The sequence below is a fragment of the Gluconobacter sp. ESL1110 genome, from assembly GCF_058107395.1.
This window is the reverse complement of sequence record NZ_JBYLUK010000008.1, coordinates 537,884-564,349: the sequence shown is the minus strand read 5'-3', so window position 1 is coordinate 564,349 and position 26,466 is coordinate 537,884. Positions and strand designations below refer to the sequence as shown.

The 26,466-nt window shown below is 52.5% G+C and carries 23 protein-coding genes and 2 pseudogenes; 14 read left to right on the top strand and 11 right to left on the bottom strand.

The features are described from left to right. Positions 1 to 466: 466 nt before the first annotated feature. The gene (locus AC3B6F_RS11110) at positions 467 to 745 is read left to right on the top strand and encodes a hypothetical protein (RefSeq protein WP_489824405.1); all 279 of its coding nucleotides are present in this window, start codon (positions 467 to 469) and stop codon (positions 743 to 745) included. A gap of 201 nt (positions 746 to 946) precedes the next feature. On the opposite strand, the gene gloA2 is transcribed toward AC3B6F_RS11110, so the two are convergent. Next, complete coding sequence (gene gloA2 / locus AC3B6F_RS11105) at positions 947 to 1,345, bottom strand: SMU1112c/YaeR family gloxylase I-like metalloprotein (protein WP_489824404.1); 399 nt, start codon at positions 1,343 to 1,345, stop codon at positions 947 to 949. 250 nt (positions 1,346 to 1,595) lie between these two features. Here gloA2 and AC3B6F_RS11100 point away from each other — a divergent pair, with 250 nt between their 5' ends. The 6 genes from AC3B6F_RS11100 to AC3B6F_RS11075 all read left to right on the top strand — a co-directional run bounded on the left by AC3B6F_RS11100 (position 1,596) and on the right by AC3B6F_RS11075 (position 6,829). After that, positions 1,596 to 1,781, top strand: a complete 186-nt coding sequence (locus AC3B6F_RS11100) for a transposase (RefSeq protein WP_489824403.1) — start codon at positions 1,596 to 1,598, stop codon at positions 1,779 to 1,781. A gap of 506 nt (positions 1,782 to 2,287) precedes the next feature. Further along, on the top strand, positions 2,288 to 4,612 hold the full coding sequence (locus AC3B6F_RS11095; RefSeq protein WP_489824402.1) for a TonB-dependent receptor: 2,325 nt from the start codon (positions 2,288 to 2,290) through the stop codon (positions 4,610 to 4,612). Between the two features lie 181 nt (positions 4,613 to 4,793). Then, entirely contained in the window at positions 4,794 to 5,033 is a 240-nt protein-coding gene (locus tag AC3B6F_RS11090) for an endonuclease toxin domain-containing protein (RefSeq protein WP_489824401.1), read from the top strand. Positions 5,034 to 5,035: 2 nt separating this feature from the next. After that, entirely contained in the window at positions 5,036 to 5,587 is a 552-nt protein-coding gene (locus tag AC3B6F_RS11085; RefSeq protein ID WP_489824400.1) for a contact-dependent growth inhibition system immunity protein, read from the top strand. Between the two features lie 79 nt (positions 5,588 to 5,666). Beyond that, complete coding sequence (locus AC3B6F_RS11080) at positions 5,667 to 6,239, top strand: endonuclease toxin domain-containing protein (RefSeq protein WP_489824399.1); 573 nt, start codon at positions 5,667 to 5,669, stop codon at positions 6,237 to 6,239. Further along, positions 6,239 to 6,829, top strand: coding sequence for a contact-dependent growth inhibition system immunity protein (locus AC3B6F_RS11075; protein ID WP_489824398.1), 591 nt, complete (start codon positions 6,239 to 6,241; stop codon positions 6,827 to 6,829). The genes AC3B6F_RS11080 and AC3B6F_RS11075 overlap by 1 nt, the downstream gene beginning before the upstream one ends. Before the next feature lie 317 nt (positions 6,830 to 7,146). Here AC3B6F_RS11075 and AC3B6F_RS11070 read toward each other — a convergent pair whose 3' ends face one another. The 5 genes and pseudogenes from AC3B6F_RS11070 to AC3B6F_RS11050 form a co-directional block, all read right to left on the bottom strand. Next, positions 7,147 to 7,500: an AraC family transcriptional regulator gene (locus tag AC3B6F_RS11070; RefSeq protein ID WP_489824516.1), complete on the bottom strand. Its 354-nt coding sequence runs from the start codon at positions 7,498 to 7,500 to the stop codon at positions 7,147 to 7,149. A 348-nt stretch (positions 7,501 to 7,848) separates the two neighbouring features. Then, a complete protein-coding gene (locus AC3B6F_RS11065; RefSeq protein WP_489824397.1) occupies positions 7,849 to 9,300 on the bottom strand; it encodes a M48 family metallopeptidase in 1,452 nt (483 codons plus the stop codon). 3 nt (positions 9,301 to 9,303) lie between these two features. Next, the gene (locus tag AC3B6F_RS11060; protein ID WP_489824396.1) at positions 9,304 to 9,696 is read right to left on the bottom strand and encodes a hypothetical protein; all 393 of its coding nucleotides are present in this window, start codon (positions 9,694 to 9,696) and stop codon (positions 9,304 to 9,306) included. A gap of 32 nt (positions 9,697 to 9,728) precedes the next feature. Continuing rightward, positions 9,729 to 11,483: a CHASE2 domain-containing protein gene (locus AC3B6F_RS11055; RefSeq protein ID WP_426067271.1), complete on the bottom strand. Its 1,755-nt coding sequence runs from the start codon at positions 11,481 to 11,483 to the stop codon at positions 9,729 to 9,731. 247 nt (positions 11,484 to 11,730) lie between these two features. Then, positions 11,731 to 11,835, bottom strand: a pseudogene (locus AC3B6F_RS11050) (IS5/IS1182 family transposase); the annotation flags it as partial. On the opposite strand from AC3B6F_RS11050, the pseudogene AC3B6F_RS11045 reads away from it, so the two are divergent. Then, positions 11,826 to 12,211: pseudogene (locus AC3B6F_RS11045) on the top strand (IS3 family transposase); the annotation flags it as partial. The pseudogenes AC3B6F_RS11050 and AC3B6F_RS11045 sit on opposite strands and share 10 nt — an antisense overlap. On the opposite strand, the gene AC3B6F_RS11040 reads toward AC3B6F_RS11045, so the two are convergent. Both AC3B6F_RS11040 and AC3B6F_RS11035 read right to left on the bottom strand, forming a co-directional pair. After that, on the bottom strand, positions 12,208 to 13,533 hold the full coding sequence (locus AC3B6F_RS11040; RefSeq protein WP_489824395.1) for an NAD(P)/FAD-dependent oxidoreductase: 1,326 nt from the start codon (positions 13,531 to 13,533) through the stop codon (positions 12,208 to 12,210). The pseudogene AC3B6F_RS11045 and the gene AC3B6F_RS11040 sit on opposite strands and share 4 nt — an antisense overlap. Before the next feature lie 126 nt (positions 13,534 to 13,659). After that, positions 13,660 to 14,013 carry a cupin domain-containing protein gene (locus tag AC3B6F_RS11035; protein ID WP_061928733.1) on the bottom strand — a complete coding sequence of 118 codons (354 nt, stop codon included), beginning with the start codon at positions 14,011 to 14,013 and terminating at the stop codon, positions 13,660 to 13,662. Between the two features lie 217 nt (positions 14,014 to 14,230). Here AC3B6F_RS11035 and AC3B6F_RS11030 point away from each other — a divergent pair, with 217 nt between their 5' ends. After that, a complete protein-coding gene (locus tag AC3B6F_RS11030) occupies positions 14,231 to 14,896 on the top strand; it encodes a haloacid dehalogenase type II (RefSeq protein ID WP_489824394.1) in 666 nt (221 codons plus the stop codon). Positions 14,897 to 14,946: 50 nt separating this feature from the next. Here the strand turns inward: AC3B6F_RS11030 and AC3B6F_RS11025 are convergent, their stop codons facing one another. The 3 genes from AC3B6F_RS11025 to AC3B6F_RS11015 are packed head-to-tail and all read right to left on the bottom strand — an operon-like array spanning position 14,947 to position 19,008. Further along, a complete protein-coding gene (locus AC3B6F_RS11025) occupies positions 14,947 to 16,221 on the bottom strand; it encodes an NAD(P)/FAD-dependent oxidoreductase (RefSeq protein WP_489824393.1) in 1,275 nt (424 codons plus the stop codon). A gap of 13 nt (positions 16,222 to 16,234) precedes the next feature. After that, positions 16,235 to 17,590, bottom strand: a complete 1,356-nt coding sequence (locus AC3B6F_RS11020) for an MFS transporter (RefSeq protein ID WP_489824392.1) — start codon at positions 17,588 to 17,590, stop codon at positions 16,235 to 16,237. A 35-nt stretch (positions 17,591 to 17,625) separates the two neighbouring features. Continuing rightward, a complete protein-coding gene (locus AC3B6F_RS11015; RefSeq protein WP_489824391.1) occupies positions 17,626 to 19,008 on the bottom strand; it encodes an aminotransferase class III-fold pyridoxal phosphate-dependent enzyme in 1,383 nt (460 codons plus the stop codon). A 210-nt stretch (positions 19,009 to 19,218) separates the two neighbouring features. Here AC3B6F_RS11015 and AC3B6F_RS11010 point away from each other — a divergent pair, with 210 nt between their 5' ends. From AC3B6F_RS11010 to AC3B6F_RS10990, 5 genes are all read left to right on the top strand, one after another. Next, positions 19,219 to 20,700: an aldehyde dehydrogenase family protein gene (locus tag AC3B6F_RS11010; protein WP_489824390.1), complete on the top strand. Its 1,482-nt coding sequence runs from the start codon at positions 19,219 to 19,221 to the stop codon at positions 20,698 to 20,700. Between the two features lie 4 nt (positions 20,701 to 20,704). Beyond that, entirely contained in the window at positions 20,705 to 21,853 is a 1,149-nt protein-coding gene (locus AC3B6F_RS11005) for an amidohydrolase (RefSeq protein WP_426067277.1), read from the top strand. A 2-nt stretch (positions 21,854 to 21,855) separates the two neighbouring features. Continuing rightward, positions 21,856 to 22,929, top strand: a complete 1,074-nt coding sequence (locus AC3B6F_RS11000; protein ID WP_489824389.1) for a tartrate dehydrogenase — start codon at positions 21,856 to 21,858, stop codon at positions 22,927 to 22,929. A gap of 255 nt (positions 22,930 to 23,184) precedes the next feature. Then, on the top strand, positions 23,185 to 25,590 hold the full coding sequence (locus AC3B6F_RS10995; RefSeq protein ID WP_489824388.1) for a TonB-dependent receptor: 2,406 nt from the start codon (positions 23,185 to 23,187) through the stop codon (positions 25,588 to 25,590). 27 nt (positions 25,591 to 25,617) lie between these two features. Further along, positions 25,618 to 26,337, top strand: a complete 720-nt coding sequence (locus AC3B6F_RS10990) for an HAD-IA family hydrolase (protein WP_061928714.1) — start codon at positions 25,618 to 25,620, stop codon at positions 26,335 to 26,337. Positions 26,338 to 26,466: the final 129 nt, after the last annotated feature.

Here is a 26,466-nt window from a genome sequence, read left to right as displayed (position 1 = left end):
AAGATATTAGAGTGTCGAAACGCCGGGTGACGCGAATTGAGCCGTTTTCTACTCTGGCGTACGGAGTGCCACGCGTGGATGATTGGCATGTTCTGATCAATCGTGAGGCGTCGTCTATTGACTGGTGCGCATGCTGGATGGTTCAGGTGTTCTGCTGTCTGCATCCGGCGCTGAGCATTGAGACTTAGGAATTGCCGCCCTTCAGGGCAGTCTTTCATAAAAGGTTTTTCAATATATTTTCATAGGACTGAGCTGACGAAGCGTGTGAGTATTCTCCCAGGCAAGTGTTGCCATTGCGCCTTTATTGGAGGGTCTCAATATGAAAAAAGCTTTGCTGGCATCTCTCATTTGCGTCACCGCTCTGTCTGCTTGTGAATCTCCACAGCAGATAGTGGCCCAAAAGGAAGATCACCTTGCCGCTGCGGGGTTTCAGCTAAAGCCCGCTTCGACCCCGCAGAGAATTGCCATGCTCAAGAAGCTGCCTGCTCACCACTTTGTCCGCCGTATCCACGGTGACACGGTGAGCTACGTTTACGCTGATCCAACAGTCTGTGGCTGCCTGTACGTTGGCGATCAAACGGCATACGGACGATATCAGGCCTATCAGCAACAGCAGAATATCGCCGATGAACAGCAAATGGCTGCACAGGATTATCAGGACGCTCAGTGGAACTGGGGGGAGTGGGGCCCTTGGGGCGGCGGCTTCGGACCGGGCTACGGATTTGGTCCAGGTTGGGGCTGGTAGGTTCTCGTCACTTCATCGCCGCGAGGCCGCGCACTTCTCCTGAAGCCGCTGCATAGCGTCTGGCGGCATCGGTGCGGTCATCATGGCCCTGTAATTCATGCAGGCCTCTGTTTCGTTCTTCGGAGGCCTGTGTGAACCGTTAGAACAGGCACTCAGAACGAAAACCAGTGAAGCGACAGCAGCCAGACGCATAAACAGTTCTCAAACCTGATAGAGTTCTAGAGGAAGGCCGTCTGGATCTGAGAAAAAAGTGAAGAGCCGGCCTGTATACGGATCTGTTCGGACTGGTTCTGAGACTACGCCATGGCTCTTAAGGTGTTCCACCTTTGCGGCTACGTCCTGAACACGAAAAGCCAAGTGTCGTAGGCCGCAAGCTTCTGGGCGCGATAGCCGAGGGGACGCCTCCGGAAAGGAAAAAAGTTCGATTTGCGCATCACCAATCTTCAGGTCGCACTTCCAAGAGTTGCGCTCGGCGCGAAAATTTTCAGCGATAACCACGAAACCTAGCACATCGACATAAAAATGCCGAGAGAGCTGATAATCGGACGCTATTATAGCCACATGGTGGAACCCTAAGATATCTCCTGACGCCTGCTCCATTCGCTCTGCCTTTCTCAAAACATGATCCGATCAGCGGTAATGCCACGATCTCTCGATGTCTAACACGATGGCCCTGATAAACCGTCTAGTGCAAAGACTTTATAATGGGTCATAGTTCTTATGACGGTTCTGTTTTAGGTCACGTTGACAAAAGGTCTATACGATCTGCGTGAGATCTGATTCACCGGTTGCTTCAACGAAGGCGATAAGGTGGAGTGGGGATGGAACGAGGGGATCTCACGGATCGTAAATGAGCGCTGATTGGTCCGCTTTTGCTACCCGAGCGTGGCCGTTGGGCACGACCATCCGGAGACAACCGGCGGTTTTCAACGGCATGTTGTATGTCCTGCGCACTGGTTGTCCGTGGCGGGACATGCATGAGCGTTACAGAAAATGGAACTCAGTCTATGTCAGGTTCCGGCGTTGGGCTGAATAGGGCGTATGGGATGCCTTGCTGCCAACCCTGGTGTACCTGGGTCTGAGTGATGACTGACAGCATATGGTCGACAGTACGGTGGTCCGGCGCCCACTCACAGGCAACGGGCGCAAAAAGGGGAGGGCTCATACGGAGGGCTTTGGTCGATCACGCGACTGCTTCCGGCAGGATCTGTTGCTCCGTAGTATCCTGCCGGTTATTCCATCACGCAAAGGCCGCAACGCCCCACAGAAAACAGACTGGCAACGTTACAGAGACCGCAATCGCATTGAGCGGATGTTCAGCAGTCTCAAGCAGATGAGCCGCATCGCTACCCGCTATGACAAGACCGAAAAATGTAACTTATTGAATTGAAAATAAATTTTAATTTCCATAATTCGGCTTGGTGATGGTGACAATTATTACCTCGCGCGATAGATGCAATTGATTATTTCGGTGGAACGAATTCAATAGCGAGGTACAGACTGTTGACGAAGATTTTCGCGACAAGGAATGCTCTTGTTCTTATGACCTGTCTTTCTGGCGTTGGATATGCGGAGGCCAGAGCCGTTCATAAACACCAGACACATCCCCGCATAATGCAGGGACATAGTGTGGCATCCAAGATCCAAACACCTATAAACAGCTCTAAGGCAATTGTTCGCAAGCAGCCTGTCACAGCCATTTCGGCGACTTCTGATGAGAGCGTCAGCGTTTCTGCACACCATTCACGTGGTGGCGGTATGATGCGCGTGGAGACCGCGCCCTACGCCGTTCAGACCGTGACCAAACAGTATATTGAGATGAAGAGCCCAACCGGCACTGCCCTTGATTATATTCAAAATCTACCGAGCATCAGTGTCTCGACTACAGATACTTCGGGGATCCAAGGGGGGCAAATTCAAAACCGTGGCTTGACCGATAGTGATATGGGTCTCCTGATTGACGGTGCACCTGCTCAGAATGCTACATATTTGACCGAAGATATTGATTCCGAAAACCTCGATAGCGTTAGTATTCTGCCTGGATCCACTCCCGTTGACGTGCCAGCAACTGCAGCAGCCGGAGGCGTGATGAACGAGGTAACACATGACCCGTCGCACAAATTTGGCGGCACGACGGATTTCTCTTACGGAACTAACAACTTGTCGCGCGAGTTCCTGCGTCTTGAGAGCGGAGATATCGGTAATACCGGTGTACGTAGCTTTCTTTCTTTTTCTAATACCCATGCCCGGACTTGGGTAGGGGCGGGCATCAACAACCGTCGTCACCTTGATTTCGGAATGCGTAAAGATTGGCAAAATGGATCTTTTGCTCGCTTCTTCCTAAGCTGGAACAATGAAGATTCCGTTGTTAATAACTACCCCACAGCTTCGCAATTTTATACCTTTAAGCATACCGGTCAAAGTTATGGGCATACTGCAGGATTCGATGCCAAGAACAATGACTACTGGAAGAACAACCTCGATATCTGGAACGAAATATTCCTCACTGCCCCCATACACGCTGTTGTTAATGACAAATTGAGCTTTGATCTTAAGCCTTATTATAACTGGGGACGTGGCTGGGATGGTGGCCCCAATGGTACAGCCAGCGCAGGGGAATATACTTATAGGGATGGTACGGCTATTGCAGCGGGAACCCCTCTGACCAGCTACTACAACCAGACTTTGTCGATGAATGTCGGTGTCACTGCACAAGGTAACTATGATATCGACCGCCATAACCACTTAACGTTCGGTTACTGGTATCAGAATTCTAACTCTATTGCTTATTTCCCAGTCAGTGTGACCAAGGCCAATGGCGTCAATCCTCATCCCGACAACTTGAATTATGCTGTGTATTCTGATGGTGTACGTAGCAACTATGGCAGTAATTCCGGATCAGAAACTCACGCTCTTTTTATTCAAAACACAGCAAAGTACCTCAATGACAAGCTCCAGATTGATGCGGGCTTCAAATTTGTGATGTCGAATATCTGGACAATGTCCGCTGCTACTCATAGCAACGCCCATGGAGAGAACATCACAGCCCCTCTGCCACATTTTTCGATTAGCTATCATTTCAATAGTCATCACCAGATCTATATTAATGCCGAAGGGGACTTCCGTCAGCCTAGCGCATCTGCTCTTTCTGTTGGTGCTTCGTCTGGAACGATGCCCAAAAACCAGTATTCGATCAAAGAAGAACTGGGATATCGCTACAACGATAAGTACATCAATCTTGACCTAGATCTGTTCAATTACAACATCACCAATCGCCTGCTCTCTACCTATCTCGGTAACGGCGAAAGCGGCGTCGTCAATGCAGGCAATCAAACCATCCGTGGTTTTGATATCATGCTGGCTGCTCAGTCCTATCATGGCATCAGCCCTTATGTTTCCTTTGAGTACCTCAATGCTCGCATGGACACGAACATCGCGGCATCTGACGTCTACGGCAACCTTACCGCCTTTCGCACTAAAGGACGCCAGGCCCCCATGGCACCGCATGTCATGGCAAACCTCGGTGTGACCTATACCTACAAAGGCTTTTTCTCCAATGCCACGCTTCATTATACAGGCCCACAATCTGTGACGCTGGCGGGTGACCAGAGAATTCCAGGTTACATCACTAATTCTCTGACGTTAGGGTATCACTTCAAACCTATGGGTTTTGCCAAAACGCCCACAATTCGACTGAATTTTACGAACCTCACAGGCTCTATTGTCCGCAGCGGCGCTGAAGGCGTAGGCACCAATATAAACGCAGTTCGACTTATGAATGGCAACCTCTCTGCTACAGGAACTGGTGCTCAGTTCTATCTCGTTCCACGGTTTAGCATGACTGGAACCATTTCTACTTCTTTCTGATTTTTGCAGCGGATGCCTGTCATGTCGTCAATTGCTTCTGGCATGACAGGATCGAGAGAGGAAGAGAGCGCCAAAAGCCGGAAATCAGGCGGATGGCATCAAACCATAGTTCTTCAAACCCCTCGATTCTAAACAGCTGGCTGTGGTCTACCTTTGAGCGATAGTATCACTCTAAATATCCTTGAGCAGGGTTAAACCCTACGGTGCAAAGTTTGGATATCGTTACAGCATCAACATCTCGGATAAGTTTATATTCATACTCACTCAGAACGATATAAAGAATTATGTTCTTGATCTTGGTGTCCCTGCAGAGCCGAACACGATGCAGTGGCAAGCCATTTGCCTGGCCCTTCAGAAGGCAGAAGACCGTGTCGCTCTCGATGGAAAAACCATCGACTTCAAAGTGAAGGATATTGCCTGATCATGAGAGATCCATTCGTTGATGTACGTCAGGCGCGTGCTCATTTGATCCGCACCCGGAAGTATGTTGCAGTAATTTCCATGGATAAGCGCGGGGGCAGCTTCTTCTCTGTCACCGGGTGGTCCACGTTTATTGATCGTAAAGAGGCTACACCCGAGTGGATCGGAAAAAATCTGAAGAAGGCCCTTCAGACAAGTCGGGATCTTTTCATGGAATGGGGAGGGTTGCCCCTACCCAGTGAGAAGATTGAAGCGGAAGCAAAAAAATCCGGCCCGCTTTACATGGAGTTCTGGGGCCGTGTTCAGGAGACATACGGCTTCAAGGACTGGCGGGATGCCCAGACGAAATCAGCTCTGGTTTTTGCCGATTGGGAATGTGAGCAGACGGATCAGGTTCGTCTGGCGGCATCCAAGGGGCGGGGAACAAGTCACTCCGCCTGGTATTCGAACGAAAATGCCGGGAAGGTTTTTCATGCCTCGATCAATGCCAGCGATCAGGAATTTGGTGAGATCGCCATACAGGCCCTTAATGTCTGCCAGCCAAACTATCTATGAACGTTCGCTTTTGGGAATTTCAACTGGCGCGTTCTATCTCCGATAGACCATCGTGGAAAATATCAAGAACAGTGATGTTATGGCTGCCAACCAGACGTTTGGCGACATTAACGGCAGCGCATGGGATCAAAGATACAAGGATCTGGGGATCCAGTGGAAAACAAAGGTTAGAGGAACAGCTACCAACCAACAGGGCTTGCCGTACAAGGCCTGGGTGCAGAACCAGCTCAATCCATCACAGGATGCGAACTGCGTGATCTGGCTACAGCCTCTGAAGGCGAACTGGAAGGTCTTCGATCACTGGGACAAGGACAAGGACAATGCCATTGCTACAAGCGACAAGACGATTAACCTTGCAGCTCCGAGCTACAAGAGCAGTCCTTACGCTGTCGCGGCCCGGGTCGAGGCCAGTGTTGACAAGATGCTTGGCTATATCACTGACGGAACCAAAGATGAAACCGTGAGGTTCAATGCAGGGGATATTGGCTCTTACGTGCTGAACCTGGCTGTTCCCTATATTGCGGATCCTGAGGCGATGGATCCGCAGACCGCTGCGGAATGGAAGGCCCTTTGCCGCGCCTATCATGATGCCCTAGCTGAAATGTCAGCCGAAAGCAAAATCTTCACGTTCAATATTACTACGGTAAGCTGATGAATAAGCCACAACCCCAAGAACGCTCTCGTCCGCCGCGTACAAAGTACAAATCGTGTTTTGTCGGTCGAACTGATAAATTCATTGCTATTGTCTCCGACGAAATCTGGGCCGGGATGTATTTCTCCCGCGATGGGCTGGCGATTCATGCGAGCCGGGAGGTCACGCCTGAATGGATTGGCGCTCACGTGCGGCAGGCGCTTGAAACAAGTGAATACTGCGCGCCTCCTCTGGGCGTCCCAATAGATCGAGAACAGCGCATTGCCATGGAGAATGCCTCAACCGAGAGACGCCTGGCGTTCTGGGACGAGATTGCGAGCACATATGGCTACAAGGATAGGGAGGCAGCCTGGAAGAAGCGCGATCAGCTTTTTATTTCGTGGTTTTACGAGACCGAGCCTGACATCATCATCAGGGCCTCGAAAAGTTCACGAAGTGGAAGTCACAGCGCCTGGCCACGGGGCATGAACGAAGGGCGGGTGTTTCATGTTCCTTTTGCCGCGTCTGATAAGGAAATCGGTGAGACTGTTCTAAACGCCCTGGCAAAATGCGAAGGACCAGGGAAATCAACACAGCCTGTGTTTCCTTAAAAACGGAAGGAGTAGGCCTCCCTCTCGGGCGAACGACTTCGGAGGGGCGGAGCATGGGCCAGTTTGCCTGATGTTCGAGTGAAAGCGCCCGTCATCAGGAATTTAGTGAGATCGTTATATAGGCTTTCCACATCCGCCAGAGAAACGATCTGTGAATGTCCGCTTTGCGGATTTCCGATTGATGCGCTCTATGTCCGAGATGAGGGCGGAAGCAGAGGTTCGCTTCCCTCAGGGACTAAACGGACAGGGATTTTGCGTGATAAAGCTGGCTTATCTCCTGCTTAATTCTGGAAGGTGCAGGCGGCCCTTCCAGTCTTTTATCTCAGCGGTAGAAATAGGTCTGCAACCGCCTCGTGCTCAGGCACCTCTGGAAAGAATGCGATGCGCTGGCAGTAGAGGGGGAAGCCACGGGCTTCCTCCCCGCTTTGCGGGAGCCAGTCGCGGTAGAGATGGAAAGCCGCAGTTTCCAGATCGTCGGTATGACCTACGACCCGCAAGACGGCACACCTCCCGCCAGGAATGATGCTGGACACAATGTCCTCATTGCCTGCTTCGAAGACCCGATCAGCGCCAACGCATAAATCCAGCCTGTAATCGTTTGGGTTTGTGGTCCGCGGGTCGCAACGGAATATGTTGAACGTCTCGCTACTCCGCGGCACAAGACGACGCATGCCGCCGCCAGTGATGGCGCCAGACTGCGCGAAGGCCTGCTGGACAAAAACATACGGCCTCAACAGTCTGGGCCGACACGACCTAGTCTTAAGCCCATACCCCGCCATATCCAGCGGGTAACAGCCCCCGATCTGCTCAAAACGCAGAGCGAACGCCATCCAAAGAACCGTCAATCAAATCGCCCAAAACCCAAAATCAGAACCAAGACACATCAATCAACAGTTCTTCGATCCCTCCACAGACCGGGGCGTAATCGCCCCAGTCTGTGTTAGATTTCCCCAAAATTGCCCTGTTGTTCATGCATTCGGAACATGGGTGGCAGTGCCTGCTCAGCGGATACTGAATATCTATTGATTTTTTCCCGCCACTGCGCACTGGTTTTCGAGTGCATCTTCCCCTGAAGCGGCGCATTGTGCCATCAGCTTTGCAGCAGTGATGCTGTCTTTTCCCTTGAGAGCGTTGGAGATCCTGTAAGGCAGGAAACCGGTATTGCCCATCGCTTCCTGTTCCGTAGCCATATATTTTTCAGCGTTCTCCGTACGTCCGGCGGCGGAAAGCTGCATGCCCCATTCCGTTGCAATCTGGAAGGTAACGTCGTCGCGCTGGGCGGCAGTGGATAGGATACTGACGGCAAGCTGTTTCTGTCCCGTGGCAGCCGCAGTTTCATATGCCAGAAAGGCGTAATACTCGCTGTTATTGACGGGGCGTCCGATGCGAGACAGGAATTGTTTCGCATTGCTCCACTGTTTGCTGGTCACAGCATCGCTTGCCTTGTCGAGCAGATCGATCTGGGATAGGAGCGTGATGACCGGGCGGCTGTTGACCCAAGCCTGTAGCGGTGCGCGGGCGAGAGTAACATGGGTGCGGACCGGGTACGCCTGACGCAGATAGGCGGCGAGGGCGTTGCGACGCTCTTTTGAATGAGGGTGCTGCTGTGCAACGGTATTCAACCCGTCGACCAGCGCACTGCCAATGGCGTCGTCAGCATTTGCTTTCAGGGTGAAGTTGTCTTGAGTAAAGCTTTTTCCGCCTGTTTTTTCTTGAGTGGCTGCTTTCTGCTCATCCTGTTCATCCTCGCTGACCAGGACGTCCATTACGTCGGATGCGGCGCTGATAGAGTAACCGGCGCGTGCCATCAGATCGATGGCCAGGGCGTCGGCCTGTTCTTCCTGTCCACGGCTCCAAGATGGGAAAATCGCTGTATCCGTGAAGATCTTGGCGCCCATTGAAGACAGGAGCGCCGTGCCCGCGCTGCCTGCCGCACCGGCGCCGGCAGCAGCCCGACCGATGACGGTACCCCATTTCATGGCGCTGAAGGCATAGTTCTTCGTAGCCTTGTTGGAACGCTGGGCAGCCGTGTGGCCAAGAAGGATATGAGACAGTTCATGCGCCAGGACGAAGGCGAGGGCGTCTTCTTTCTGGATGTCCTGGTTATTGTGAAAATACTGTATCAGGCCGGTATTAAGGAAAATCGCACCGCCGACCGAGACATCGGATGTGAAGGCATTTTCCGGCACAAGCCAGACGCGGGCTTCCGGACGCGGGCCTGTCCAACTGGCAAGTAGTCTGTCAACGATGCCTTGAGGATAGGCTGTGATGTCCGGTGCCCTGAGAACGCCGCTGATGTTGTTGTTGGCCGGAGAGAGCTGCGCCTGTGTTGTTGGAACCTGAGGGTAGGACGCGTGGGGATGGACTTGATCGATCATGCGACCCTTCGTCGGGACATCGCTACCCCCAACGCAGGCAGTAAGCGTGAGAGACAATCCTAATGCCGTGGAGATACGAATGAAATTTTTCATGAATCAGCTTCCGTGGCAGTTGCGGCCGAGGTTATTGGTGGCGCCGCCGACTTCGTCCTGAGACGCAGCGCCTATCCTGACGCAGTGCGTGGGAGTGGGAGGCGCCGCTTTCATGTCCGCTTCCACGGAATCTTCCGTAACGAAAACAGAACCCTTGTCGGTTCTGACTTCCAGCATGTCCGTATCGGGGTTTTTGGAAATGACCAGGTGGCCGATCAGGGCCTTGGCATCAATCTGCGAGAGTGCGTTTCCATCGCTGCCATAGGTCTGGATGGACGGCGTGTGATAGGTGCCGGTGATCAGGGGCTGGCTTGCGGCTTGGCTTGGTGAGGCCGTGAATACTGGTGCGGTAAGCAGAATTGCCGTCAGGGCGGCGTGGTGGAATACGGCTTTCATTTCTGAAAACCTCCTTTCGTTTTCCATAAATTTCATGTGGCGTTTTTCGTCGTCAGTTTTTTCTGTAAGAAATCTGCGGCGCCATTGATGGCCTTGCAGATGGGTTCGACGAATTTGTTGCGTTCCTCGGCTTCTTCTCCGTTGTCACTCGTGGCGAACCAGAGCAGCAGCAGCCCGATCCAGTCGGCGTCCGGCCAGCGGAATACGGTCTGATTGAGGGTGAAACCAATGGCCGACAGGCTGCCGAGGAAGAAAAGCTGGCTGATGAGGCTGCGTTCTGCCGCCTTGCCGGGTTCTGGTGTTTGACGAGGTTTCAGTCCCCAGGTTCCGATGAACAAGGCGGAAATGCAGAGCCAGATTCCGATGAGGTTAGGGAGGGTCTGCATGGTGAAATTTCTGGAGGCGGCAAGACTGATCATTATGAGAGCCGCCATGGCACAGAGTGTGACGCGCAAGGGCTGGCTGTCTCGCAGAGATGTAAGGAAATCCTGAAACAGGCTGTTCTCCGAGCAGTTTTTGCGGAAGTTCTGCAGGAACGGGACAGGAAAGTGCGGGGTATGTCCCGATGGATCCTTGCGGCGGAAGGCCCCACGGATGCCGAACAGGAACCAGATGGCCCCTTCCAGCAGTTCGGCGCGATCAGGGCGGAAGCCGAAAATGCTGTGATCATCGGACGGTTCGTGGAAATATCTGCGTCCATAGGTGACGAGGTTGTCAAATGCCATGGCATGGACGACGACGCCGGGCATTCTGCCAAGCAACGGAATGTTCGTGTCGTCGTGCTGGTCGCGGATGTCCGAGCCGTAGAACACGGCGCGCCCAGCAAGAAGACTGCTGAGAGCAGGGCTTCCGGGAGGGGCGTTGAGAGCGCTGTGAGAGAGTTGTTCCGCACCGATGACGAGCGGGTAGAACGCGAATTGACGATCTCCGCCGATAGTGTGGAAAAACAGGTAGGCTACGCCAAGGCGCAGGGCTGCGCCGAGACGGGTACAATGTAAAATCGGATGATCTGCACAGTCATTTTGCCAGAACTCACTCTGATCGCTCACGAGAGACTGAGCGGGATCGGCGTGCAGGCCCCAGTGAATGATCATGGGTGAGGAAAAGTCGGCTGGGGAGATATTCCCGCACCGATCAGTCCAGGTGGTGTGGCAGAGAGTGGAGTAGAAGGCCCAGGCGGGATTAACGGGTTCTGGCTCTTTCTTTCCAGCCTCGTTTTTCTTTTCCAGGGAGGCTTTTTCGCCCTCCTCCTCAAACAGGGGATAGGCTCCCGAGGCTTCCAACCCGTTGCTGTAGACTTGCCAGGCGCGCAGTTGCTGGGGCAGTTCGGACTGTTCGTGACCGGCTTCGCCACGGGCGAAAAGGATCGGGATCCTCATGTTACGGGCACGGTCTAGGACTGGGCGAAACGTTTCGAAACTTTCACCGGGTTGTTCGCGCATCATCCGGAAATCGACAAAAATGGCAGCGGGCTGACCATCCAGTATGTGATTCAGGATGGAGGCATGGCGGCTGTAGGAAAGCGGGAAGGCCGTTCCGAAATGATCCAGGGTAGGATCGGATATTTCCACAACGGCGACGCGTTTATGCGTTTCAGGGCTGCCCATACCGTAAAACGGGGTGGTAATGGCGTTGAACAGAACGGCTGATGTCTGTTTGGTGGCTGTTTCAAGCCCAAGGGGGTCCAGACATTTGTAAATGAAGAAGAACATCATCATGACCAGAACATAAACGAAACGCTGCCTCCATCCGGAATGGCGTCTTTCTGATGGAAGCGGATGTGTCATTCAGTCTGCCTGGAGTCTCTTATTCGTGACTGCCTCTGCTGAGCGCAGCGGTCGCTTTTTTGCGATAGATACAAAACGTTATTATTCAGTCACATTCCTGTAACTGTTTCAATATTTTTTTTATGTATGCCAAAGTAAAGAAGACCGTGGATCCGGGCGAGGTTCTGTTCCTTGATTGACCTTGAGATATAGTTATGGGACCGGTAATAACGGGGTGTATATAACAAATCCTTAAGTTTAGGACTGATAGCCAGAAGATGAGGATTGCGGCGAGGCAGATGGCAGAAAAGAAGGCTGTCGGGCATCTGTCGTAGCGGGTTGCGACCCGCCGCCAGTCGTTGAGCCCTCCGAACCTGCTTGCAGCGTCACGAGATATCCCGACTGCCGCGCATCGAGAGAGACAAGCCCAAACGACAGCGTTTCAAAAGCTACCCGATTGGGTTCTTTCATCTCGATATCGCAGAGGTCCAGAGCGCTGAGGCAAGCTGTATCTCTTTGTTGCCATAGACCGGACAATCAAGGAAGCAACCGTCAAACGCTTCCATTATGATAGCCATGAGCAGTTGATGACGCATCTCAACGACTTCATAGCAGCCTACAACTATGGACGAAGGCTCAAGATCCTCAGTGGCCTCACCCCTTACGAATACGTCTGCAAAATCTGGACTTCAGAGCCAGAAAGATTCATCATCAATCCAAACCATCAAACCCCGGGACCAAATACCTAGAATTCCGATACTTTACCCCAGGCTGATTTTTTAAAGCGATCAAGCTTATACTGTTCAACTTCGGTAATTGGTTTCCGCCCCAACAATAGATCTGCGATAAGATGTCCAGCACCGGGTCCGATGCCAAAGCCATGCCCCGAAAAACCGGCCGCAATGAAGAGGCCTGGAACGCCACTCTCCGGATCAATAACGGGAACCCCGTCCGGTGTACTATCAATGTATCCTGCCCATTCGGCCTGAACAGACACCTCTTTCAGCGCAGGCAGAAGTGCTTGGGCGTTTTCAAGGGTCTTACGAATGGTTCTAGCATCCGGCTTCGGATCCAAGATACGTGTTCTTTCCATTTGTGTCGGCCGATCGAGTTTCCATTTGGCGATGCTATCAAAACCATACCGCCAGCCCTGAGAATCGCCAGGCGCAAGATGGCGCCATCGTCGGGCAAACATTGGGAGAAATTCTGTTGCACTTTTCAGTATCCCAGGTGTGGGATCGACGCGACCATTTCCAGAAATAGCGAGTGTGTAGCCACCATCGCCGCGCCTTGTGACAGATGCATCCTGAGTATGAAGAGCGTCTGGAAGGCCCAATGCACCCGGTTTGACAGAAAGAATTGACGAGCGGACAGATGCTTGTGGAAAATGAATTCCAATCTGATTCAGGAAAGATCGCGCCCAAACGCCTCCAGCCATGACAACCTGTGATGTGCGAATGGTTCCACGTTCCGTCACAACACTGCAGATAGCTCCGCCTGACATTTCAACGCCGCGAGCCGCGCAATTCTGAACGACATGACCACCGTGTTTGAGGACTCCCTTGGCAATCATGGGCGCGGCGAGTGACGGGTCAGCAATGCCATCAGTCGGAGACCATACGCCCCCAAGCCATTTTCGATGTGTAGCGTTCCCTCGCTGTGCGGCTTCAGTTGCATTCAGCATTCTGGTGTCCACGCCTTCGCCTCTGGCAAATTCGCCCCAGCGTGCCCATCCGTCCAGTTCAGCCTGACTGTTTGTCAGATACAGTAATCCACAGCGACGGAAGCCAAGATTTTCACCGATGTCTGCTGTCATGTCTTCCCAAAGAGAAAGACTTCGGGTGGAGAGGGGTAGCTCGCGTGCATCGCGATTTTGCTGGCGACACCATCCCCAGTTTCTGCTGGATTGCTCAGCTCCAACCGTGCCTTTCTCGAGGAGAAGGACCTTCATTCCCGCCCTGGCCAGCCAGTAGGCTGCTGAAACACCCACAATTCCAGCACCGATAACAACGACATCTGCTTCTGCAGGAATGCTGGAACTGGTCTGAATCAGGTGCAGTGGGGCAGGCATGAAAGTCTCCGTGCTGGGTGCGGACGAGTGTAGGGGTATTCAGACAGGTTTTGACACTGCAAACCCTGCCTGAATGGCAGAGTATTGCGAACTTCAGCTCAGGCTCAGTAGGGACACGGCATATGATCATTCCACGAAGACATAGATCTTTTTGACTGTTTCTATTGTTTCCCACGTTCCAACAAAGCCGGGTTTCATAATGAAGCTATCTCCAGCTTTGAAGAGATAGGACTCTCCTTCGTTTTCCGTGATTCTGACAAGGCCTTCAAGGATATGACAGAATTCGAAAGCTTCACCCTTAATGGATTTAGTTGTGCCGGGAGTGGCTTCCCATACACCTGTGCGAACATTCCCGTTGCGGGACGTATCTAGCGCCCATGTTTTAAAAGCTGGAGAGCCTGAAATGAGACGTTCTGGAGTCGATACGGATTCACGTGGGGTAAAGTCCGGGCTCGTCTGAACAGGAAGAAGCAGGCTCATGGAAGATCTCACACAGTGGGGATTTGCAGATCTAATGTGCTGCGTTCTGCGCCGGTTCTGATCCTGATTTTTAAACCTGGGCAGCAGAGCGTGCTACATCCTCGTTTGAATATGAAATTTCCTGCGTCAAACAATAAAAACCTGATAACGACTATCGGCCTGAAGGCGGCATCATAACGATTATGCCAGACAGTAATGGCCTCACAAGGAATCGTATATGACCTTCCGTCCCAAGTTCATTACCTTTGACTGCTACGGCACGTTGACATTTTTCGATATGGCCGGTGCGGCCCGTAGGATCTACGGTGAAGTACTGGGTGAGCCAGCGATGCAGCTCTTCATCAAAAATTTTGCCGCTTACCGGCTCGATGAGGTGCTGGGCGCATGGAAACCCTATGCGGAGATTGTGCACAATGCTCTGGAACGGACGTGCAAGAAGAATGGCGTGACATTCCGTGAGGAAGATGCCTTGCAGATTTATAATGAGGTTCCAACCTGGGGGCCTCATCCCGATGTGCCTGCGGGTCTTGCCAAGGTTGCCAAGGAGATCCCCTTGGTCATTTTATCCAACGCCATGAACAGCCAGATCATGTCGAATGTCGAGAAGCTGGATGCACCGTTTTACAAGGTCATCACGGCTGAGGAAACGGGCACTTACAAGCCCCAGATGAACGGTTTTGAATATATGCTTGATATTCTCGGTTGTGGGCCAGAAGACATCACGCACGTATCATCGTCTTTCCGCTATGATCTCATGACCGCTTACGATCTGGGGATCCGGTCAAAAGTCTGGGTCAACCGGGGTCATGAACCAGCTAATCCCTATTATGAATATGAAGAAATCAAGGATATCAGTGGGCTTCCCGGCGTCTTCGGCCTTTAACGATAGTAAGCCAGCAGGAGGATCACTCTCCCGCTGGCTTATCTGAAAACTTAAAGATATTTGTCCTTAGCACGATAATAGGCACCCACGACGGGCATGAAATGCGTTGCTAGTCCGTAAGCTGGGATAGGCTGCCATGGACGGTCCCACACAGGAATATCAACCTGTTCCCCGGAAAGCTTTTGTCCTAACAGGTGACCAAGATGGACGGACATTTGAACGCCATGTCCGCTCAGGCCCATCGCATAGGTGACGCCATTCCACTCACCAGCATGTGGCAGGCGATCCACGCTCATGTCGACGTTGCCGCCCCAGCAATAATCGATTTTCGTGCTTTCAAGTTCAGGATAGATTTCTGTCAGCGCGGCATGAAGAATCTGCCCTGACTGAATGTCAGACTTCTCGCTGGATTGCGAAAAATTGGCGCGTCCGCCGAATATTAGACGTCGGTCTACGGTCGTCCGAAAATAGTTATGGATGTTTCGGGTCGTGACGACATTGCGACGCCCGGGAAGAATGCGGGAAAACAAATCTTCCGACATGGGCGCCGTGGCAACAATAAAGCTGCCAACCGGCATGATGCGGCGGCGGAACCAGTTTGGTGCTTTTCGGCTTGTTCCGGTTGCCAGCAGCACATTTTGTGCCTGAATAACACCCGCGGAAGAGGAAACTTCAAACACGTTGCCTGCACGGCGAAGTGCTGTCATAGGCGTGTTTTCGAAGATTTTCGCACCTACGGACATGGCGTTCGCTGCAAGCGCACTCCCAAATTTTCCGACATGCATCTGTGCGCTTTTGCGATACAGCATCCCGCCTTCGAATGTTGTAGAGCCACCGATTTCTGCTGCAACGGCGTCGCGGTCGAGAAGATCAGTTTCTGGGTCAACATGCTGTTTTACAGCGTCCTGATCCGCCCGCAGACCAGCTAGATGCTTTTCAGTCCAGGCAACTTTCAGCTTTCCGCATCGACGGAAGTCACAGTCGATGTTTTCGGTCGTGACGATCTGCTCGACCGTATCTACAGCATCATCAAAGAACCGGTACAGTGCAACGGCCTGTTCGAGGCCATATTTTCCGACCATGGCCCGAAAATTGCCAGCCGTCCCGTTGTTGACGTGTCCGCCATTTCGGCCAGAGGCATGACATGCAATCTGGTCTGCTTCGAGGACGACAACAGTCTTGCCGGCCTTGGCTAGGGTTCGAGCGGCTGAGAGGCCAGTAAAGCCGCCGCCTACAACCACGACATCTGCACGGGTAGGAAATTCCGACAGAGCAGTACCTGATACAGGTGAAATGCTATCCAGCCAGTAGGGAACAAGTTTCATGGAATGATCTCCGTTAGGAGGCGCAGATGGAAGAAGAGGGTGATTGGGTCTGGGAAAGAGGTTCTCCCAAGGACGCATTCTTTGTTTCTGGAGCCCAGATCCAACTGATAAGCAGTCCTGCCAGCATGAAGCTGGCTGCTATGAGCATCATGGGTTGCATCCCAAATTGCGTATATCCCAGAGGAAGCAGAAACGTTCCGAGTGCTGCACCCAGTCTGCTGAAGGAGCAGGCCATACCGACCGCACTGGCACGGATTGCTGTTGGAAACAGCTCGTTAGGATAGACAAACTGCAGGCCGCTTCCTGCTGCCTCGGATACCGAATACAGAATAAACCCGGAAAAGATCATCCAGCTGGCAGGGGTGGTTGAAACTCCGAGGAGCAAAAGGCCCAGCATGCTGATTGCAAAAGTGCCGATCAGTAACAGGCGCCGCCCCATCAGATTGATCAGCCCAAGCGTAACGGGAAGAATTCCCAGGATGGTCAGTCCGGTAATGTAGAGAGATCCGAGAAGCGCGTTCTGGACGTGATACTGATGCAGGAGCTGAGCCTGAAGAGTGTGGATGGCAAATCCCGGAGCGCTTTGCAGGATCCAGAACGCGCTGACAAACACGAGTGCCCCACGATAGGGAGATCGAATGATCTGAAGCAGGGAGAGATGCCTCTGATATTCTACACTGGGGAGAATATCCGCCTTCAGGTGCTCGCGTATAACGTTTCTTGCGTCTTCGGTCCGTCCCTGCTGAACCAGCCAGCGGGGAGACTCAGGCAATCCCATACGCAGGCAGAAGAGCACAATTGACGGAATGGCGCTGGAGACCAGCATGATCCGCCACGAGATATCCGGGAAGAAGGAAAGTCCATAGCCCACGGCGTAGCTTGCGGTATATCCTACCCACCAGGCGAGAATTAACCCGGAAAGAACTGGACCGCGGAGTTTACGTGGCATGAATTCTGCGACGTAAGACGTCGCAATTGGATAATCTGCACCAACTGCTACACCGAGCAGGAAGCGAAGGGTTACCAGTAATACAAGACCGGAGCACGCTCCCTGCAAGAGGGAGAAGACTACGAACGCTGCGATGTTTAAGGTAAAAAGAGGCCGTCGCCCAAGGCGATCCGAGACTGTGCCCCCCAGCATTCCGCCTGCCAGAACGCCAAGAAGGGCAGCCGCCCCGACGAGGCCTGTCTCCGCGCCTGTGAGATGAAGTTCCCGCACGATGGATGGGAGAGCAATGCCGATGATCCCGAGGATGTAGCCGTCACAAAACGGCCCCCCGGCAGAAATCAGGGCCAGTTTTGAATGAAAGCCGTTAGCAGGCAGATCATCCAGAGTGGTCGGTCCAGAGGAGGAAACTTCAGGTGTCATGATGGGGCAACCTTCTGTTTCCTCCTCTGGCGTGGTCAGGCTTTGAGAGCGCTGGCTACGGCTGGATCTTCCATTACGCGGTCCAGTACCGAGACAATACCGTCACAAAGCTGATCCATTTCGGCGATCGTGCTGCACAGTGGGGGGGCAAGTCCGATGACATCGTCGCCAAAGGCCCGGAAAAGAATACCTTGCTCATAGCCATAGCGGCTGAGTTTTCTGGAAATTCCAAGCTGGGCATCCGGTTTGGTTTTATTTGCCTTGTCGGTCACAAGTTCAATGCCGGCAAGCATTCCAACAGATCGGGTTGTGCCGACGAGTGGATGATTGTCTAGACCGCGCAAACGCAAAGCAAGATGCTCGCCAACATGGGTTCCATTTTCAAGCAGGCCGCCTTCATAGAGATCCAGTACTGCGAGGCCGATGGCCGCACTGACGGGATGGGCGCTATAGGTCTGCCCATGTCCGACGGAGACACTTGGCGGGGTCTTGTCACGGATCGTCTCGTAGATTGTATCAGACATGAAAACGCCACCCATTGGGGCGTAGCCAGCCGTTAGACCCTTTGCAACGGTCATCATGTCCGGTTCAATGTTCTCATGAGCACAGGCAAAGAGAGGGCCGGTTCGCCCGAAACCTGTGATGACTTCATCAACGACGAACAGAATATCCAACTCGCGGCAGGCTGCCTGCATTGCCGTTGCCCAGCCCTTTGGCGGGATAATGACGCCGCCGGACCCCTGAACAAGTTCGCAATAGAAGGCTGCAACATGCTGTGGACCGCCAATTTTTACGATTTCATTATGGAACGCCTGTACCGAAGCCTGAATGATGGCTTCAGCGTCCGGTCCTGCAGGATGGCGGTAGGGATCGGGGCTTGGAATATGATGCTGCCACGGGAGTGGGACATCTGCATCACGATGGAAGGCCGGAAGCGCAGTCAGGCCTGCGCCGACGAAGGATGAACCATGATAGCCCTTCTGTAGCCCGATGACATGGCGCTTTTCGGGCGTACCCCGTGCATGTTGGTAGTAACGAATGAAGCGAAGCGTGCTGTCCACCGCATCGGAGCCACCAAGAGCAAAATAGATGTGATTGAGGTGCCCTGGAGCATGTTGTGTCAATCGTGCTGCCAGTTCGATAGCGGGCTCATTTGAAAAGCCGAAATATCCAGTGGCATAGGGAAGCTTTTCAAGCTGGCGACGACCTGCCTCGATAACGCTCTCGCAGCCGTAACCGGTATTGACGCACCAAAGCCCAGAAAAACCATCCAGAAGATGGTGGCCTTTGCTGTCCGTCAGCCAGACCCCCTTGCCAGTTTCGAGAATGGTCGCTCCACTGGCTTCGTGCCCCTGCCATGACGAGACGGGATGGATGAGGTGTTCGCGGTCAAGCGAGACGAGACGTGGCGTATCCATGATGATTCCTGTCCTGATCCTGTAGGTGATCATCGCGCAAAGCCTGCGATATGTAATGCAAGAAAAGCCAAGATCCGGAGCATAAAATGCTGTTGGTGCGGTCGTAATAGCAGGGATATTCAAATGTGCTGAGGAAGTATTTTGCCGTTTGCTCCACATGTCCTGCTGCGCACATTGTATCTCTCTCGCAATGGTCTTTCGCAGGCATGAATGATGACAGGCATTACCTTTAACCCTGCCCAGGTGGCGCTACCAAACGCGCATTTTGTGGGTGGAAAGCTTCTGAAAGGTGAGGGCGTTATTCCTGTTCGCGCGCCTTCGAATGGTCGGTTGCTCTGTTATCTGCCGGAAGCCGGTGCGGATCTGGTGGATTATGCGGTCTGCCTGGCGAGAGATGTACAAGTGCGTTCTGGTTGGGCGACCTGTGCCCCGCGGGAGCGGGGGCGTGTGCTGAGGCGCTGGGCCGATCTTGTAGAAGGCAATGCTGTGGAACTGGCGCGTCTGGAGACAGTCTGTTCGACGCGCCCTATTGCAGAGACAACGGGCTGGGACGTGCCTTTTACGGCAGAGGGCATCCGCTTTTTTGCCGAATATTCCGATAAGTTGGGCGGGGAGGTCGCTGCGACCCAGAGTGACATGTTAGGCTTTGTTCTAGCTGAACCATATGGCGTCATTGGGGCCATTGCTCCTTGGAATTTCCCTCTGGTCATGGGGAGCTGGAAAGTGATTCCGGCGTTGGTGGCTGGAAATGGTGTCGTTCTTAAGCCGTCAGAAATGACGCCTTTTTCGATTGTTCGTCTGGCGGAACTGGCTGTCGAAGCGGGTGTTCCGGCAGGCTTGTTCAACGTTGTGCAGGGAACGGGTCCCATCACGGGCGATGCTCTGGCACGACATCCGGTCTGTGGAAAGCTGACATTCACTGGTTCTACAAGAACTGGCATCGAAATCATGAAGGCGGCAGCGGAGAGCGGCCCCAAGCCTGTTACGCTTGAGTTAGGCGGGAAAAGTCCGCAGATCGTTTTTGATGATATCCGTAATGTAGATGGTGTTGCTGACCGTATCCTGAGAGCTTTCACGGGAAATGCGGGACAGGTCTGTGTTTCTGGATCCCGTCTTATTGTTCAGAGGGCGGTTCATGATGTCCTTGTGGAGAAAATCGTTGAGCGCGCGCAGGGCCTCGTTGCTGGTGCGCTTGAAAAAGCCGAAACACGGTACTCCCCGATTATCTCAGAGCGACAGGCGACATCCATTGAGCTTGCGGTCCAGGATAGTGTGCAGGCGGGAGCCTCAGCGTTTCTTCCTCTCAGCCGTCTGAGTAGTTCAGGAGGGGCATTTCTCTCACCGTGCATTCTTACCAATGTCACGCCGCAGACGCGGGCCGTAAAAGACGAGCTCTTTGGCCCGGTGCTGACGGTTCAGACATTTGATGACGAGGCTGAGGCACTCTCTCTGGCGTCTCATGCGACTTACGGTCTAGCTGCCGGGGTTCATACGTCGGATCTCGGGCGTACTATGCGGGCTGTGCGGAACCTGAAAGCTGGCACCGTCTGGGTTAATCGGTACGGTCGCTCATCAGACTTTGTGATCCCTACTGGCGGGTATGGTGGTTCAGGGATTGGCAAGGATCTGGGGCGTCAGGCTGTTGAAGCCAATCTACGCTATAAAAGTGTTCTCATGGCGTTTGAGGGCTGACGCCATGGATCTTGCTGACCTCATTGCGCTGCGAAAAGATCTTCATGCTCATCCTGAACTGAGGTTCGAGGAGTTTAGAACATCCGATATCGTGGCGAACGTTCTCACGTCTCTGGGGTACTGCCCATCTAGAGGACTGGCAAAAACTGGAGTTGTGGCCTCTCTTCAAGGAAAGAAACCTGGTCCATCCATCATTTTGCGGGCAGATATGGATGCCCTGCCGATCAATGAGCAGGGAGATCATTCGCATAGCTCTCGCCACCCGGGTCGCATGCATGCTTGCGGGCATGACGGGCACACGACCATGCTTCTGGGGGCGGCTGCCGAGTTGGCTCTTAACCCGCCGGAATGCGGGACAGTGCATTTCGTTTTTCAGCCCGGGGAAGAAGGGGGAGCAGGAGCCAAAATCATGCTGGAAGAGGGGTTATTGGAGCAATTCCCCGCCGGGCGTGTTTTTGGAATGCATAACTGGCCTGGCCTTCCAACAGGTTCCATGGCGACCCGTACGGGGCCGATTATGGCCGGTGGTTGGCGGTTTCTGGTCGATATAAAAGGGAAGGGATCACATGCGGCCCAGCCCCAATTGGGACGGGATGCACTGACTGTTGGCGCGGCATTCGTTCAGGAGGCCCAATTATTGGTGGCGCGCCGTTCAGACCCTTTGGTGCCAGCGGTTCTTTCCATCTGTACGTTTCATGCGGGAACAACGGACAATATTCTTCCTGAGACCGCAACGCTTCGCGGCACGATCCGCGCTCTGGATGTTCAGGTGCTCAATGACCTGAAAGACGGGATGACACGTCTGGCTGCAGGGCTGGCTCTCGCGCATGACGTGACCATCACAGTACAGTTTCACCAGCCATATCCTGTGACAGTGAATACTGCGAACGAGACGACATTGGCGCGTGCAGCTATGGCGCAGGTTGTTGGCGCGCAGGGCACGGTTATTCCTGACATGACACCCAGCATGGCCTCTGAGGATTTCGGATTCATGCTGGAAAAAAGACCTGGCGCGCTTGTCATGCTGGGAAATGGTGCTTCAGCGCCTTTGCATGCACCAGACTACGATTTTGACGACACAATCATTCCGCAGGGCATAGCCTATTGGGTAGCACTCGCCCACATGTGCCTGCGCATCAATCAGGACGTTTGATCATGCCAACTTACAAGATTGCTGTTCTGCCAGGAGATGGAATTGGCAAAGAGGTTATGCCGGAAGCCATCAAAGTGCTCGATACTGTCGGGCGTCTTTGTGGGATCGGATTTGATTATAACCACTTTGACTGGAGTTGCGAGACTTGGTTGAAGACCGGGCAGATGATGCCCGAAGCTGGCATGAGCCAGTTGGCGCAAAATGACGCTATCCTGTTGGGTGCTGTAGGTTATCCCGGTGTTCCGGATCACCTGTCCTTATGGGGCCTTCTTCTCAAGATCCGCAGAGAGTTTGATCAGTATGTAAACCTGCGTCCTGTTCGGCTTTTGCCGGGGATTCCGTGCCCTCTGGCCAACAAGAAGCCGGGAGATGTGGATTTTTGGATCGTTCGGGAAAATGTTGAGGGCGAGTACTCCCAGGTCGGAGGCCGGTTTGCAGAGGGAACGGAAGCGGAAGGTGTCGTTCAGAGTGCTGTCTTTACAAAGTTCGGTACAGACCGGATCCTGCGCTATGCCTTTGAACTGGCGCGGAAGCTAGGCCGTCCGCATGTAACATCCGCTACCAAGTCTAATGGTCTGTATCATTCCATGCCGTATTGGGATGAACGCTTTGCTGCAATCGGTGCGGAATACCCGGGTGTTCGTATGGATCAATATCATATCGATATTCTTGCCGCGCGTTTTGTGATGTCTCCAGAGCGATTTGATGTTGTTGTGGGAAGCAATCTATTTGGTGACATTCTTTCTGATTTGGGGCCCGGAATGACAGGAACAATTGCTGTTGCCCCGTCTGCCAATATTAATCCTGAGAAAAAATATCCGTCCATGTTCGAGCCCGTACATGGGTCTGCTCCGGACATTTTCGGGCAGAATATTGCCAATCCGATAGGGCAGATCTGGGCAGCTTCCATGATGTTGGATCATCTCGGAGAGGCCGAGGCTGCGGCTCTGATTTTGAAAGCCATGACAGACGTTCTTTCCACCCAGAGCGCTCCTCGTACGCCCGATATGGGAGGCCTTGCCAGAACGTCAGATGTAGGGAATGCCATCGCAAAAGCGCTGACTTCAGGCATTTGATAGGCATCGAAGATTAACATGGGGAAACCGTTCCAATAACGGAATCATATGCCGCCCAAAGAGGGGAAACGGGAGAATGAACTAAACCGAATATGCAACGAATTGTCTGACAGAAAGAATGCGAATACGGTTCTCTGAGAATTCGAGGAGAGCCCGCTACCGATGGGAACAGACATGTCAGATTCAGCGCAAATGTTCGTTCTTCAATGTTTCGGTTCCAAGACTCTCTCAAAAGCGGCAAAGAGGCCGGGACGCTTGGTTCTCCTCACGCTCTCAACTTGGTTGTCCATGCAAGGGGCAGTCGCTGCAGGCGTTGCTAATCACCGTCATGCCCGCCCTTCCAGCAAAATCGTACATCATGGTGTAAGCCCCCTTGAGGCAAAGCCTCTCGCGGCGGCTCCTGTGCATCATGATGTTGAGTCTCACGCAACGGAAAGCGTTGTAGTACACAGGGGCGTAGCCTCAGCTACCGGTGTGACGAACACAACGCCGGGAGGTGGTCTGATGCCTCCACAGACCGTGGCGAAGTCACGTAGCGGTATCACGCGGGACTTCATCGCAAAGCAGAGCCCGACTGCAAATCCTGTTTCTATGGTAGCCAGTCTTCCCGGGGTTGTTTACTCTGGGAATGACCCTCTGGGCACGAATGATGATCAGCAAGGGCTGAGTGTTCGGGGTTTGGATCAAACGGAAATCGGATATCTTTACGAAGGTATTCCCACTGCTGCTCCGGTCTATCTTCTGCCATATACGTCTTCCACAGCGGATAACGAAAACATCCAGAGCATTACCTTGACGCAGGGATCGCCTGACATCACGTCGCCTCTATACAACGCGGTGGGGGGGGAGTTGACGGAAAGCCTTCGTGATCCGTCACACAAGTTTGGCGGCCTTGCGAACTTCTCTTACGGCTCTTTCAGTCTGAAGCGTGAATTTATCCGTATGGATACCGGAGATATCGGTCATACAGGAATTCGTGGATTTCTATCTTTTTCGGCTAGAACGGCTGATGAATGGCGCGGTGTCGGTCAGACGCGGCGTTATCATGTGGATGGGAAATTCGTGAAGGAGTGGGGAGACGGGAACAAAGCATCCTTCGTCCTTTCCTATAATGATCCTCTTCAGTATTATCTGCGCGCGCCTACAAAGTCGCTGTGGCGTCAGCAAGGCGTGAACTACAATTACGCAGACAAGTATAAAAAAGGAAGTTCAGATTACTATAAGCTTCAGGAAAATGTGCACCGCACGCTTATCCTAGGCGCGCCGGTTAATCTGAATCTCGGTCATGGGCTCAGTTTCAATACAACGCCATATTTCACCTACGCTACCGGATACGATAACGGCGGTACGACACTGTCGAGAAATGGCAGCTATTACGGCAATCAGCCTGCTGGAACTCTGCAGAACACAGGAACCAGTAGCGGGAGTTCTTTTTCGGCGGTTTCGATCGATAAGTATGACCTGTATTACAGTGGAATAAATACAACTCTGTCCTGGACCAAGGGGAATAACACGCTAGCTGTTGGATATTGGTATTCCTACTTTGATCAGTCCGAACCGTCTCTGTACGAAGCGCTCGGTCCGGATGGGCAGGTGTCCAGTATGTATGGACAATGGGCAGTTAAAACGCAGGATGGGTCACTTCTATCCCAGTATAATATTCATCTGATCCAACAGACAAACTCTCTGTTCATCAACGACACTTACAAGGCTCTGAATGATCGCCTGACTCTGACGGCCGGTTTCAAAGAAACGATGGTGACTCGTAAGGTGACGCAGAATATACCGGGGGCGAATTATCAGAATGGGCAGAGTGATGCTGCGCCGCTGCCTCAGGTCTCCATCAGCTACAAAATTACGCCTCATGACCAAATTTATATTAACGGGACAACATCCTTTCGTCTTCCAGCTTCCATCATGTCATATGTCGATCGTTATAGTGTCTCTACCGGAGTACAGACGCGGTCTCACACTGTTAACCCAAAATCTGAATATGCGATCGGAGAGGAAATCGGGTATCGTCATACTGGTCTCGTCAGTGTTGCACTAGCACTCTTCAACTATAATTTCACGAACCGGCAGATCAATACGACGACGTATGCCAGCGGTACGCCTGTGACAGAGTCTATCAATGGTGGTGGCCAGACAGCTCGTGGTGCACAGATTGAGATGGGACTACGCCCCTGGCATCATTTCAGCCCGTATGTTTCAGCGCAGTATTTGCATGCGACGACGGACAACAACCTTCAAGTTGGTAATGATTACGTTCGGTCTGCTGGAAAAATTGCTGTTAAAAGCCCGAAGGTCACAGTTGCGGTTGGTTTGTCTTATGACGACGGAAGCCTCTTCGGGACCTTCAATATGAACTATGTCAGTAAACAGTACTCAACATTTATGGATGATGAAAGCATTCCATCCTTTGAGACGTTCAATCTTAATTTCGGATATCGCTTTCATAGTTATATGTATCTCAAGCATCCACAAGTTCAGCTTAACCTTATCAACATTGGCAACAACGGTTTCCTTTCCGGGGTGAGTGGCCTCAGCACGAACGCCAAATCTACAAAAGGTGTGTACGGAACCACCATAGCCGGAAGTTCGCCGACCTATTTTGTTGGCGGAGGCTTTGCTGGAGTTCTTTCTTTCACCACTGGGTTCTAATCAGCTTTTTTCAGGAAAATTCAGATCATGACATGCAAACCTAAAGTTCTGACATTCGACGTAGTTGGAACGCTGATCGATTTTGAAAATGGGATGAAAAACGCCCTTCTGAAAATTTTGGGAAAAGAGGGTAAAACACTGGATTTTGAAGCATTTTTAACGGAATACCGGGCCTTGCGGAACCGTCCAGACAAAATGCTGTTTCCAGAAGATTTGGCACCTATCTATCTGATCTTGGCAGAAAAATTCTCCCTTCCAACAGGGCAAGGAGAAGAAAAGGCGTTTGTTCAAAGCGCTACGTCATGGCCGGCCTTTAACGACAGTGTGGAAGCTCTTAAAAGATTGCAAAAACATTTCCATCTTGTCGCCATGACGAATGCACGGAGATGGGCATTTGATGGTATGGACAAGACGCTCGAATACCCTTTTTTCAAAGGGTTTACGGTAGACGAAAGCGGTTTTGAAAAACCTGATCCGCAGTACTTCAGCTATGTGCTGGAACAGCTTGCGCCACATGGGTACACGAAAGAAGATGTGCTGCATGTTGCCCAGAGTCAGTTCCATGACATCGGAATTGCACGAGAGCTAGGTTATACCGTTTGCTGGATCGAGCGGCGGAAGGCGGTCGGCGGCGGTTTTGGAGGCACTGTGGCGGTGCAGGAACTGACGACACCTGATTATCATTATCATACCCTTGCTGAACTAGCGGATGCTGCGGACCGCGGTGAACTCGTTATGGTTGCCTGAGTGCGCCGTTGAATCTGCTGCATGATCAAAACCATTCAGCAGATTTCTCTGCAATGAGAAGTATTTTGAGTAAAATAATTAGCTAATCCGTGTTTATGTCGAAATGAAATCGGCCTTCTGGGAGGCTTG